This window comes from Mesorhizobium salmacidum (SeqCode), from assembly GCF_037179605.1.
Classification (GTDB): domain Bacteria; phylum Pseudomonadota; class Alphaproteobacteria; order Rhizobiales; family Rhizobiaceae; genus Mesorhizobium; species Mesorhizobium salmacidum.
Window position 1 is genome coordinate 18,572 of the sequence record NZ_JAPYKS010000029.1, and the last position, 12,873, is coordinate 31,444.

A 12,873-nucleotide genomic window follows, 5' to 3' on the forward strand; every position below is an offset into this window, starting at 1 on the left:
CTCAAGCGGGTATGCTCCAAAAGATGCCGGGATCGAAGCCTTTCGCCTTGCCGACCAGAGCTTCACCGCCCAGATCGGCCAAAATTGAAAACAGGCGCGCCGCGTCGTCGCGCTCCTTCCTGCCGAAGCGGCGGGGGATTCCATCCCGATAGGCGTCGCGCAAGGCGGCCTGAAGCCGGACATCATCTGTTCCCAGTTGCGGCGCCAGCGCGTGCCATTCGCTGTCGGAAGTGGCGAGAAGCGACTTTGCGGCCATGACCGTTTTCAGGAAACCGGTAAGAACCGCAGGATCAGCACGCGCCCAGTCTTCATGGAAGACATAGCCGAGCATCGGCAGCTCGCCGGAAACGCCCAGCCCCTCCAGAATCTGTCCAACGTTCAGCAACCGCTGGGCTCCGGCGGCTTCGAGCTGGGCCGCGAAGTTCCAGAATGTCAGCAACCCGTTGAGCCGGCCTGCAAGGAATTCCTGTTCGAGCAAAGGCGGCGCTCCGAATACAGGCTGCACGCTCGCGGCGAGGTCGCGTCCCGACTGTCGAAGGTTAAGCGCACGCAGCAAGATCCAGCTCTTGTCGAGCGGGCCGCCCGCGACCCCGAGCCGTTTGCCATCGAAATCCGCTAGCCTGCGCACGGGGGAACCGGCGGGTACCTCAAGTGCGCCGACCGCGCGCGAATAGGGAACAAAAACAAGATCGGCGCCTTCCGCGCGCTGGCGCGTCACCCAGACCCAATCCGATACGATGACGTCGACGCTGCCGGCCAGCAACGCGGTCTTGCCGGCTTCCGTGCTGGCAAGACGCCGCACCTCGAGAGAGACGCCGTGCGAAATGTCCAGCCCATATCGTTGGACCACGTCGACTTCCCAGGCGGCCGTGCCAAATCCGAGCACGCCAAACCGGACAGGGCGGGATTGCCCAGACGCGGCTGCAGTGGGACCGGCCACGATTAAGGAGGAAAGCGCTGCAAGAACCGCGCGCCGCGATATAAGGGGCCAATCGGCTCGGGTGAGCCACTCACGTGGAGGATTCGAGATCAGCACGAGCGCACCCGGTGTGGCGGACCCCCCCTAACGCCGGGCTGGCAGGAATGTTCCTCCTGGTGCGCTGACCATCGGGTACGCCTGGGCCGCCAATAGGAGTCGGGATTTAGCGCGCTGGAGCAGGCGGCTGATTCAAGGCGGCGATGTGAGCTTGCCTTTTCATACGGTTTCGCTCGGCGCTTAGCAGCTCTTCCTCGCCCATAAGCCCGTTCAGGAAAAGCTTCAGGACATGGGACGCGAGTGTCTGTGCCTGCGGGCTGTCGAGAGGAATATCCCGCTCTTTGCAGGCGGTCCGACAGACGCGGGTGAGCATTTCCAGTTCGTCGGACATGACGACTTGACCCGGAAACAACATGGCTCCTCCGTCCCGCAGATGTGGATTGAACGTTGCAACATGACTCCGCCTGCCCCTTTGAGTCTTTAACAAATGATGTGAGCAGGCGCCTTGGTCGGAAATGGTACAGTCTTTTGGAATTCGAACTGCACACCGGCGAGCGATAAACGCAGCGCATTGGGTTTGGCGTTCTCCGGCAAATCCTCGTCCGCACCGCGCGGAAGGGCGGCCACGGCCGCCGGATGCACAGTGCTCCGGCTTCTTTAGATAAAGGCTCTGAAACGGTCGTACAAAGTCAATTAAGTTTCTTCTGCAACTAGGCTCAGGATGTGCCAGACGGCACAGATCAGCCGTATTCCCCGGTAGCAGGTGGTGTTCCTCGCGGGGATGGCCAGCGGGTGATCAGCCGGGATGCGAGACATCTTCTTGCGAGTTTTTCAAATCTGCCGGTGTTTAGTGTTCTTGCGCTACTCCACGCTGCATGGATGGTGACGTCGAATATGCGCAGCTTGGGCTGATTAGAGAAATACGATTGACGGAGGCTCAGCAGAAGGGAGATCGGATAGTCCTGCTTGAGTCCGAATTGATCAATGCGGCTGCTTCCAAAGGCAATCCAATTTGCTTAATGCGGGTCACCAGCTTCGTTGGCCAAAAGCTACGCTGGAACGCCTCGAACAATGCATAGCCTGGATGCCGAAACGGCTCTGACAGCGTCACCCAATCCATTGAATCCGTTCGGAGCTTTGCCATGCTGGCAAATCTGAGGCCGCGAATAGATGGCGGTTTCTGGAAATTCTCTGCAAATTCCAGACTGCCTTTATGCGATTTTTGGACGAACACACGGCGAACAGACCTCAACAGCTAGGTTATAAAGCGATCCTGATCAACGCTGGTCCTCCTCAATCCAAGCGACAAGGGCGGCTTTCGAGTCTCGCCCTTTTGACTACGACTTCGAGTTCACGGCCGAGTCGAAGCCGTCCAGCTCCTCGCCGATCTCGACGAGGGCCTTTCTGACTGTGTCCTCAACTTCCTGTCGTTTCTTCGGCGGCATCAGGCTCAGCCCCTTCAGCATCGCCTCGCGCCAGTGCTGCCCCCTACCCCACGCTTCCGAGAACGCTTTTGCAAGGTCATCCGTGCGACGGGTCGCCTCCAGTGCCTCGACGAGGAGGCTGGCCTGATGGACGTCTTTTTCGCGCTTGGCGACGCCGTTTGCATCTGATTTCCGGCGAGAGGCGACGATGAGCTTGTGAACTGCATAGCGTTCCGGCGACGGCACGGTTACAGGCACCCCTGACCGATGCAGCATCACGGTCCGGATGGGCTCGTGGATCAGGAAATCGAGGGAACGCAAGGACTGCGCCGAAGCTCCGCCCAGTGCTGGCATCGGACTGGCGTGGTCGGTGTAGTCACCGGATTCCCGGTTCGGTGTGAGGAACTCGACCTTGTATCTCGTTGCATTCTCGAATTGGGTCGTGTGTCCGGAATCCGATCTAAGCGGGGTCTCCCTGAAGGTTGGATCAATCTCTCTCAAGATTTCCAGGATCGGCGGCAGGGTGTCTTCGACTGACGACGAAATCAAGTAGTGCTGCGCGAAATCGGCATCGCCGGTTTGCAATGAAGCACCAGGCAATCTTACGCCGAGATGTCCCGCATACGTCTGGAAGGCAACCGTACCGACGAGCACGCCTCTTAGGCGGAAGATTCCTGCTGCTCCCATGGCTTCAACGACATCGCCAGTGAACCGGTCCGGTGCGGTCAGCCCTGCTTCGCGAGTCAGCGTAGAGACGAGTTTCCGTCGGCTACGGAGGTCTTCTTTGATCTCTTGGAAGGCTTCAACGCGTTTCGCGATCTCGGGATCCTCGGACGAGCCGACATACTTCCGCGTTTTCTTGGGTTGGGCTTCCTCAAAATACCAATAGACCCGCCCCTTCACCGGAACCCGGACGAAATTTCCCGCCGTGGAGAGGTCGGTTACGAACGATGCATCAAGGCAGCGCTGAACGAGTTCCGCATACATCGTGCGATAAACGGGATCGACCGTCTTCATGCGTCGGCTCCGTTATAAGAAAAATGCGTTTCTCTTATAACGACATGAGCTCAAGCGACGCAAGTGACGTTATAAGACAATTGCAGAGGTCTTATAACGCTGCCACATCGGCCAACCATCCAGGCGCGGCGATCGTGGTGCTTCGCCACGGAGAAGTTCCGTTTCCACGGCCCGGATGGCTTCGAGGTGGACTACGCCGGGCTTACCAACTACTTCAAGTCCATAGCATTCGACCATCGCTCGATCCCGCGGGGCATCATCATCGTCGAAGGTGACTATGTCGCCTGCCAAACCTGGATCGAGGGACGCTTTGCCCGCGAATTCACACAGTCGCCCGTCGGCCCCCCGCCTCCGAACGGCCGGCGTGTGACCTGGGATTTGTCCAACATTTTTCGTTTCGACGATGAAGGCCGGCTCATTGAGGAGTGGGTGCGGACCGATTACCCGGAGTTTCTTTCACGAACTTGGTGCGGAAGGCCGATAGGCCCGTGACACCGCGACGCTTCAAGCGATCTCCGCAACTACTCTGGCTCTTGCCCGGCCCGGCGACATTGTGCGGGCAAACTGAGAAGATGGTGGACGGAGGCAGGCAGTACGGATTCAGCTGAGAGCATGCCGAGGCGCGGATAAGGCGCGACAATGATGGCAACAAGGTCCAAGCTTCTCGGCGAAACTTAAGAAGTAGTCGCGCGTTGGACGCGATTAAGCCATTTCGTCTTGGGTACGGGGCGGGTGAGAGTGGTCATGCCAACGTCGCGTAAGGCAATGCAGGGGTCAACCGCTCATCAAGCGACGTCGCCAACGCGAGACCAAGCCAATTTAGCACTGCCCACTTTTCGGCCCGTCCAGCTCGCAACGCTCGTGGACGTCGTCCCTGCCGGCGACCGCTGGATCCACGAAATGAAATACGACGGCTATCGCATTCTTGTTGCGGTCGGCAGCGGCGAAGCGCGTGCCTACACGCGATCTGGCCTGGACTGGTCTCACCGTTTTCCGTCCATTCTTTCGGAGGCCCGCAAGCTCCAGGTCCGCTCTGCCCTGATTGACGGAGAGGCCGTCGTTGTCGATGCCGACGGACGATCAAACTTCCAGGCGCTTCAGAACGCATTAAAGGGTGCACCAGCCACTATCGACTTTTATGCGTTCGACCTCCTTCAACTCGACGGCGAAGATCTTACGAAGCATCCTCTCCTTGAACGCAAGGAAAAGCTCCAGAGGATTTTGCCCGCGAAGAACCCGGTGCTTCGTTATTCTGATCATATTCTGGGGCGCGGAGAAGAGCTGCTCGACCGCTTTTGCGCAGCCGGGCTCGAGGGGGTGGTTTCCAAGCTCGCCGATTCGCATTATGTGGCGGCCCGCGGCGGAAACTGGCTCAAGATCAAGTGCATCAACCGGCAGGAGTTCGTGATTGTCGGTTGGACGCCGTCCGAAAAGGTCCGCGCGTTCCGGTCATTGATCCTTGGAGTGCATGATGGCGGCAAGCTGCGTTATGCCGGAAAAGTCGGTACCGGCTTCGATACAGCTGAACTTTTCCGTCTCATGGAGATCATGGCACCGCTCGAGCAGAAGGCCGCGACCGTCGCGGCGCCGCGAGCCGAAGTTCGCGGAGCACACTGGCTTCGCCCCAAGCTGGTCGCGGAGATTGCCTTCACCGAGATGACTAACGAAGGAACGCTGAGACATCCGAGCTACCTCGGTCTGCGCGAAGACAAGAAGCCGGAGGCGGTCGTGCTGGAGACGGAACGTCGCACAGCCAAGCTGACCACGTCGCCGGCGAAGACCATCGCCATCAGCAACCGTGACCGCGTGATCTATCCGGAGTCGAATATCACCAAGGGTCAGCTCGCCGACCACTACGCGGCCGTCGCTGAGATCATGCTTCCTTGGGTTGGGAGTCGACCGATCAGTCTGGTTCGGTGTCCCCAAGGCCGGGCCAAGAAGTGCTTCTTCCAGAAGCATGATGCCGGGAGCTTTGGCGACAAAGTCCACCACGTCGGTATCACTGAAAAGGACGGCCACGAGGAGCCATACCTTTATGTCGACGATGCCGATGGGCTGATGACCTGCGTACAGATGGGAACGATCGAGCTGCATGGGTGGGGAGCTCGGATCGAGGATATCGAAAAGGCCGACCGCCTCGTTTTCGATCTCGACCCCGATGTGGGTCTCGATTTTGAAGCTGTCCGGGCCGCAGCTTTCCAGTTTCGTGATATTCTGAAATCATTGGGACTTACGACATTCCCGATGCTGACCGGAGGCAAAGGAGTGCATGTGATCGCGCCGCTCACCCCTCAGGCCGAGTGGCCGCAAGTGAAAGACTTCGCGCATCGCCTCGCGCAAGCGGTCGCTCAAAGCGATCCCTCTCACTTTACGGCCGGGTTGTCGAAGAAGCGCCGGAAGGGTCGCATCTTTGTGGACTATTTGCGCAACCAGCGTGGGGCGACCGCGATCATGCCCTACAGCGCAAGGTCCCGATCGGGCGCTCCGGTCGCGGCGCCGATCACCTGGGCGGAAATGAAGACGATTGATGCGCCCTCGCATTTCCACGTCGGCGACGCTTCTGAATTGAAGAAACGCGCAACCAGCAAATCTCTGGCGGGATGGGGGCGAGCCGACCAATCATTGCCTAATTTGTAGCCCCACTCCGCGAAGGCAGTAAGGCTGGTAACGGCTTCGTTGCCTTGGCCTGATTGGAACCTGCGAAGATTGGCCCCGTTTGCCTCGACCATGGCAAAAACCGATACCAGGACAGTCGCCAGCCTCCTAAGGGAATACGGACATCGCACGGCGCTGCGCGGGGACAACCCCTATCGCACCAAAGCATATCTGCGCGCTGCCGACAGTCTGGCTGCGTTGTCGCAGCCGCTCGACCGGATCATCGCCGCGGGCGCCCTCATCAGGATCCCGGGGATCGGTAACGCGATCGCAGATATTGTGCGCAAGCTCTATGAAACGGGCACGCATCCACGCCTTGAGAAGCTGCGCGACGAGGTGCCGGCAGGTGTGATGGAGCTTTTTACCGTACCAGGGCTTCGGCCCGACAAGATCCTGAAGCTTCATCAGGCGCTCGGCGTGAACTCGTTGGCTGAGCTCGAAGCCGCCGCAAAGGCAGATCGAATCCGGCCAGTCAAAGGCCTCGGTGCTTCGCTTCAGACAAAAATTCTGCAGAACCTCCCTATCGCGCGAAGCGGCGAAACACAGCTTCACCTGCACAAGGCCGCCGCTCTTCTTGAGCATGCGATCATGTCGGTGAAGCAAGAGCATCCCGAGTTTTCGCGCGTGGAAATTGCCGGTGATTTCCGGCGCGGTTGCGAACTGGTCACCGACCTCGCACTGGTCGCAATGGGGAAGAAGCGGACCGCGATCGAGCAGTCCACCCTCACACTTGTGGTCACAGACAAGAAGCACTTTGGCGCGAGCCTTCTCGAAGCAACCGGTTCGGCCGCCCATCTTGAGCAGTTGAAGATGTACGCGACCGAGAGAGGGTTCGCCCTCAAACCCGACGGGCTCTATCGCGGCAGAAAGCTGATCGCAGCAGCGACAGAGGAGGAAATCTACGAAGCGTTGGACCTGCAGTTCATCGAACCCGAACTGCGCGAAGGCAGGGACGAGATTGAGCGGGCAGCGAGCCAGCAGCTACCACCCCTCGTCCGGGACGGAGATCTGCATGGCATCCTGCATTCTCACACGACCGCATCCGATGGCACCGAAACGCTTGAGGCAATGGCTGAAGCGACACGTAAGCGCGGGTTTGAATACTTTGGTGTCGCCGACCATTCGCAGTCTGCCCACTACGCGGGCGGGCTCACACTGCAGGAGATCACTGAACAGCACCGCGACGCGGATCGGCTGAACACGAAGTACGGTGGTAAATTCCGTGTCCTGAAGGGCATCGAGGCAGACATCCTGGCCGACGGCTCGCTTGATTATCCGGACCACGTCTTGAAGCAGTTTGATTTCGTTGTCGCGAGCGTGCACAGCCGCTTCAAGTTGCCTAAGAAAGAGCAGACAGAGCGTATCATTGAGGCAATCGCGAATCCCCTCACGACAATTATCGGGCACATGACCGGTCGCCAGTTGTTGCGTCGTCCCGGCTATGACCTGGACGTCGCCAAGGTCCTCAGAGCGTGCGCAAAATATGGCGTCGCTATCGAAATCAATGCGCATCCGTGGCGGCTCGATCTCGACTGGCGGTGGCATCAACAGGCGCTCGACTACGGCTGCATCTTCAGCATCAATCCGGACGCTCATTCAATCCGCGAACTCGACCACATGCATTGGGGTGTCGAGATGGCCCGCAAGGGAGGAGTGCCCAGGACGCGGGTTCTTAATGCGCTGACTTTGGCAGCTCTGCTTGCGCACCTTTCAAAGCGCAAGTCCGGGTCAAAAACCGGCGGCAAGCGCCGCTCGCCTGCGCGGAAAGCTGTCGCACGAGGCCCGAGTTCCTAGCGGCCCCAAACAGGCACCAGTTCTCAATTAGTCGCTGCCTGGTGTGGATCGCTCGGAGCGCCGGGAACGCGATGAAGGAGCCTCATAACGCAACCCCTTTCTTGTGGCGGTCAACATGCCCCTCGCAGTTTAAGCGAGATCACGCAGAGGCGCTCTGCTTTTCGGCGTTTAGACCGGCGTTTTACGTTTTGGATGCGAGGAACCAGTGGACCAGGTTCGGGATCGTCTTGGTTGGGGAAGAAGGCCCGTGCAAAGTCGTAAGCCCGTCAAGGCCGAGCTTGTCAATCGGATCGAGGCGGTTCGGCTGTACTTCATCGCCACAGGCGGAGCTATGCACCGGCTCGAAATCCAACCGGAGGTCCTGGCGTTCCGGATATGAGCTGAACGTGACGTTGCCCCAGTTTCTATCCAGTTCTGAGTTCGTTCCCGGCGTTGGGTATGCCCTGCTGGGCGGGTGGAGCCACGGGCGCTGGCGCGGAGCCGTTGGCGTAGCGCAGCGCGTGACCGTCGCGGGGTGAAGGTGCTGGCGAACTGGCCAACTCGGAGTCCCGTTCGGATCCAAAATATGAGAGAGCCAGCTTGGGGACCGGGCGCCGCGCGAAACGCCGCCAGGAATGCTCGCCTGCGGGCCCAGGGATGGCTCTCTTCCCGAAGTAGCCGCGCTACCCCTGTCGCCAACGTAGCATCAGGTTCTGCATGAGCCATCAGTCTATATCGTTAGGACCATGGACCTACTCCCGGAACCTAGGGCCGTTGTTTTCGTTGGTCGAAAGGGCGTTGGCAGCTACCGACGTCACCAACCAGGCAACAGGAGGAATTTCACAATGATGCGGAAGATCCTAACTACGATAGCGACGGCGGCTCTCATGTCGACAGCGCTCTGCACGGCCGGTGCACAGGCCGCAAATACCAGCAAGCCTGCTACCCAGACGGAGGCTGTTGCCCCGGTCACCGATGGCAAACTCGTCTCGAAGATCATGGGAGCCGCGGTCTATGACAGCAGCGCCGATGACGCGACGAAGATCGGCGATGTTAATGACATTGTCCTGGACAAGGACGGGAACGCCAAACTCGTCGTCATTGGCGTCGGCGGTTTCCTTGGTGTGGGCGAAAAAAATGTGGCCTACGACTTCAACAAGCTTGAATGGATCAACAAGAAGGGCGATCGCTGGTTGGTCGCAAAGACGACCAAGGATGAGCTTAAAGCTCAGCCCAATTTCGATACGAAGGCTTACGATACTGCGGCAGTCCCAACGGCCCAGCCGACCAACAGCACCGCCGACAGCCAAGCGGCTAATGGCAAAACCGATACGACTGCGACGGCCTCGATCGACAAGTCGACCTTGACCGAAATGCCGTCAGACAAAATCAGTGCGGCAAATCTGATCGGAACCAACGTCTATGGCGCAGATGATGCGAAGGTCGGCGAGATCGGCGACGTTATCCTGACCGGTGACAAGAAGGTCGACTCGATAATCGTTGATGTAGGCGGCTTTCTGGGCATCGGCGAAAAGGAGGTCGCCGTCGGTATGGAGAACCTCAAGTTCATGACCGACAAAAACGGCAACCGTTACCTCTATACGAACTTCACTAAGGACCAGCTGGAGGCGCAGACTGCCTACGACAAGGCAACTTACGCACAAAACCGCGACAAGCAGCGTATCATCGTCAATAAGTAAAAAAGTCATCTCGAAGCGTTCGCCTTCGGGCGGGCGCTTCGGCAGCCAAATAGCAGGAGCGGACGTGAAATTAGCCGACGAGGTCCGTCATAGCTCTGAAGATATCAGCGACCTCGTTCTGTCTGATGTCGTATCCGTGCTTCATCGACGAGTTTAAGGTCAGCCACCAGCTCGATCTTCCTTACATTGCTGGGTAAAGCAGCGATGCAATGAAAATTTACGTCGACCGACACCTGCCGCGCACCATCAGATGGAGAGGCGAGGACGTGCGCCTGGAACCGTTTCTGGTGTGCCACGAAATTGTTGAAAAGCTCTCTTGAACGAGTTGCGCCTTCATTATCTGCACGCTCATCAAATCGCTTCGCGCGTCGAAAGAGACGCGGTCAGAGGGTGGCCTGACCTGGCGGCACTACCAAAGCGTCATTAAGAGCCATGAGAAAGCGATCGATGACGAACAGCTTCGCTGCGTATCCGGGATTAGATCTCACGCCTTACAAGGATCTGAAGGATTACCCGTTGCTCCGACGTTTGGTCCAAGCATCGAAGCAACTCGTTGCATGGCATGGTCCAAGGCACCGAGACAGCGGGAAATCGGAGCAGCCGCTTGTCAAATTTTCTCGCCAGTGGAACTTCCCGACGGGCTGCAGGTTCGCCTGCATAGGGACGACTGAGGCTACTTCGGCCTGTTGCAGGCGAAGGCCTCGCCAATAGGAGATGGCCATGAAACATCAGACACTTGCGGAACTGCATGGCGTCGCGGAAGTCGAAGCATCCTTTCCGGCTATGACGCGGCGCCAGCGTTTGGAACACTGGGCCATGCTGCTCGAGCGAAATCCCGAGCGGTGCCTCGCCGCCTTCCCCGGGACGGAATACATGACCTTGGACGTGCGCGACAAAACCCAGTCCCTCGGCTCCGCGCTCAGCATCGCTTTCGCCGATCCAACTTTGCGGGCTGAAGGGCTGAAGAACGATACGTATGGCGAAGCGAAACGCTTCTTCGAGCTTACGGATTGGCAGTTGCACGCTGTCGTCTGCCATTGCCATGTCGGCGGGACGATGAAAGCCGGATGGGCTGCCGTTCAAGTTCGATCTGCCATCAACAAAGAAGGCAAGCTTTTCAGCAAACTGCGTGAAGCGATTGCCCATTGGCCGGTATTCCGCATTTTAACTCACGCGAGGGAGTAAGAGGCCCGAGCAAGCTGAAATAGGCAGTGACCGGAAAAGGTCCAAGCACAGGAACGACGGTATATTTGGAACCTGACATCGCTGCCTGTGACAATAACGGGCGAGCATCAAGTACGGACATGCCCGGGCGAAAGCCGGCAAATGGCATGATGAAGGGCGTCGGTTCCGACCGGTTCCATTCTCATCGGACCGGGCTTCCTATCGCTTGCTTGGACTGAACTCTTCGCGCTCACCGTGCGTGAATGGGAGAGCTGGTCAAAACGACTTGGCGAAAACATAACGTTCACGCAACGCGGCTACTCCGTCATCTCCGAGCGGGAGAAAAGCGAAGCGATGCTCCTGGAAGGCCTGAAGGTTCAGCAGAGCTTCTGGGCGAGGTCCGCATACTGCGCCATTGGGCGGGGGGCCGCGTCGACGCCATGCCGCTTTCCCCGAGCCGAGTATCCATCGCCAGCGCGGGGTGATGGGCCTGGGGCCATCTCCGTCGCGACCAGCCTATCCTGCTTGAAAGGCCGTCCAGCGGCAGCTTTTCGATGAAGTCGGGCCTGACCGTGCGCGGGCCGATAACGTGCGAGTTCGACCAGTGTCGGACCCACAACCGCAAAAGTCCTCCGCGAGCCTCGGCCCATGCGCTGTGAGATCGGAGCCATCATGTCTCCACGCATGAGCGGCAAACTAACCCTACGAGTTCATATGCAAGGCGTGGCATCACAACCGGGACGCTCCAGATTCAATTCGCTTCAGCAAATGCCGGGGCTAAACATCTAAAGTTGTGAATGCGCCCTGCTGGCCATCCAGTCCGTGACCTTCTCGCTCAATGGACGCGATTGCCATTCGGCAAAACTGATCTCCCTTGATCGCTTGAGGTCTTCGTTGAACAAGTCGATTTGCGTGCGCGCAAAATCCCGGCCGAAGACGTTCAGAGAGGCTTCGTCGTTCAGCCGCAAAGACCGCTCGTCCAGGTTGGTTGAACCAAAGCTCGCCCATACATCGTCAACGATCAGGAGTTTAGGGTGGTACATGGTGGGCTGGAACTCATAAATCCGAACTCCGGCCTTGAGCAAATCACCCCAGAAATAGCGAGAGCCTTTTCGAACGATGGGAACATCTGTCAGGCCGCTGGGACAGATTACATCAACCGCCACCCCTCTTTTTCTGGCGTCCAATATTTGCTGCAAGGCAATCTCATCGGGGACGAAATAGGCCATCCCTATCCGAAGGTGTTCTTTGGCGGCGGCTATCGCAGCCAACATCATCAGCTCCATGCCTTCGGAGCCATTTGGCTGTGAAGATAGCACCAGTTGAGCACTCAGTGCTCCCGCTGCTTCCGGTGGCGGGTAGAACTTCTCTCCCTGCAAAGTCTCGCCCGCGGTCTCGAGCCAGTTCTCAGCGAAGGCTGCCTGGAAGGCGGATACAGCAGGGCCCTCGATCTGGTAGTGGGTGTCGCGCCATTCATCAGGGTTGCGGGCGTCCCCCAGCCAGTTGTCTGCGATACCCACCCCGCCGGTAAAGGCGAACCGTCCGTCAACGATCAGCAGCTTCCGATGCGTCCGGTTATTCACCCGGTCAAGCGTGTACCAGTAGATAGGCCGGTAGCGCTGAAACCGCACGCCCGCGCTTGTCATGATGTGGATGAGATCCTCGTCGAATGGCAGACTGCCGACCCAGTCCACCAGCACACGAACCTCGACGCCCTCCCGCGCTTTCGCGGCCAAGGCATTGGCGAACTCGTAGCCGACCGTTCCGGACCAATAGATGTAAGTTTCCATGTCGATGGTCGACCGAGCCGCATGGATGGCCTGCAGCATCGCTGGGAAGATCTCATCTCCATTGACCAGCGTTTGCACAGCGTTTGCCTCGAATACCTGTCCTTGCGAATAAGCGGCCATGCTTCGCGCGAATTGTGGATCGGTCGCGTCAAAACGATGCGGCACAATCGATCGCAGGACACGCGGTTCGGCTGTGAGGTTTATGGCCACCAGGGTGAAGAGACACGTGGCAATTGCCACCGCGACATACTTGAGAGCGTCGAGGCAACGGGCGAACCTGCGTCCGGTCGGGACCGCATTTCTGAAAGCCGACAATGCACCGAAACTTTTAGGCCGCACTTTGGTCCCCTTTGACCTGCCAAGAACTATTGAAA

Annotated in this window: 9 protein-coding genes; 5 read left to right on the forward strand and 4 right to left on the reverse strand. The window is 58.5% G+C overall.

Going from position 1 to position 12,873, the window contains the following annotated elements; genetic code table 11:
- Position 1: 1 nt before the first annotated feature.
- From O7A60_RS27490 to O7A60_RS27500, 3 genes are all read right to left on the reverse strand, one after another.
- Positions 2–1,036: an ABC transporter substrate-binding protein gene (locus O7A60_RS27490; protein WP_337108865.1), complete on the reverse strand. Its 1,035-nt coding sequence runs from the start codon at positions 1,034–1,036 to the stop codon at positions 2–4.
- A 106-nt stretch (positions 1,037–1,142) separates the two neighbouring features.
- Positions 1,143–1,367, reverse strand: coding sequence for a hypothetical protein (locus O7A60_RS27495; RefSeq protein ID WP_337108866.1), 225 nt, complete (start codon positions 1,365–1,367; stop codon positions 1,143–1,145).
- Between the two features lie 946 nt (positions 1,368–2,313).
- Complete coding sequence (locus O7A60_RS27500; protein ID WP_337108867.1) at positions 2,314–3,417, reverse strand: nucleotidyltransferase family protein; 1,104 nt, start codon at positions 3,415–3,417, stop codon at positions 2,314–2,316.
- A 117-nt stretch (positions 3,418–3,534) separates the two neighbouring features.
- Between O7A60_RS27500 and O7A60_RS27505 the strand changes: the two genes are divergently transcribed.
- The 5 genes from O7A60_RS27505 (at position 3,535) to O7A60_RS27525 (ending at position 10,730) form a co-directional block, all read left to right on the forward strand.
- Entirely contained in the window at positions 3,535–3,909 is a 375-nt protein-coding gene (locus O7A60_RS27505; RefSeq protein WP_337108887.1) for an ester cyclase, read from the forward strand.
- Positions 3,910–4,182: 273 nt separating this feature from the next.
- Positions 4,183–6,054 carry a DNA ligase D gene (gene ligD, locus O7A60_RS27510; protein ID WP_337108888.1) on the forward strand — a complete coding sequence of 624 codons (1,872 nt, stop codon included), beginning with the start codon at positions 4,183–4,185 and terminating at the stop codon, positions 6,052–6,054.
- A 90-nt stretch (positions 6,055–6,144) separates the two neighbouring features.
- On the forward strand, positions 6,145–7,866 hold the full coding sequence (locus tag O7A60_RS27515) for a PHP domain-containing protein (protein ID WP_337108889.1): 1,722 nt from the start codon (positions 6,145–6,147) through the stop codon (positions 7,864–7,866).
- An 866-nt stretch (positions 7,867–8,732) separates the two neighbouring features.
- Positions 8,733–9,545: a PRC-barrel domain-containing protein gene (locus O7A60_RS27520; protein ID WP_337108868.1), complete on the forward strand. Its 813-nt coding sequence runs from the start codon at positions 8,733–8,735 to the stop codon at positions 9,543–9,545.
- 720 nt (positions 9,546–10,265) lie between these two features.
- Entirely contained in the window at positions 10,266–10,730 is a 465-nt protein-coding gene (locus tag O7A60_RS27525; RefSeq protein WP_337108869.1) for a hypothetical protein, read from the forward strand.
- A 764-nt stretch (positions 10,731–11,494) separates the two neighbouring features.
- Here the strand turns inward: O7A60_RS27525 and O7A60_RS27530 are convergent.
- Entirely contained in the window at positions 11,495–12,838 is a 1,344-nt protein-coding gene (locus O7A60_RS27530; protein ID WP_337108870.1) for a phospholipase D-like domain-containing protein, read from the reverse strand.
- Between the last annotated feature and the right edge of the window lie 35 nt (positions 12,839–12,873).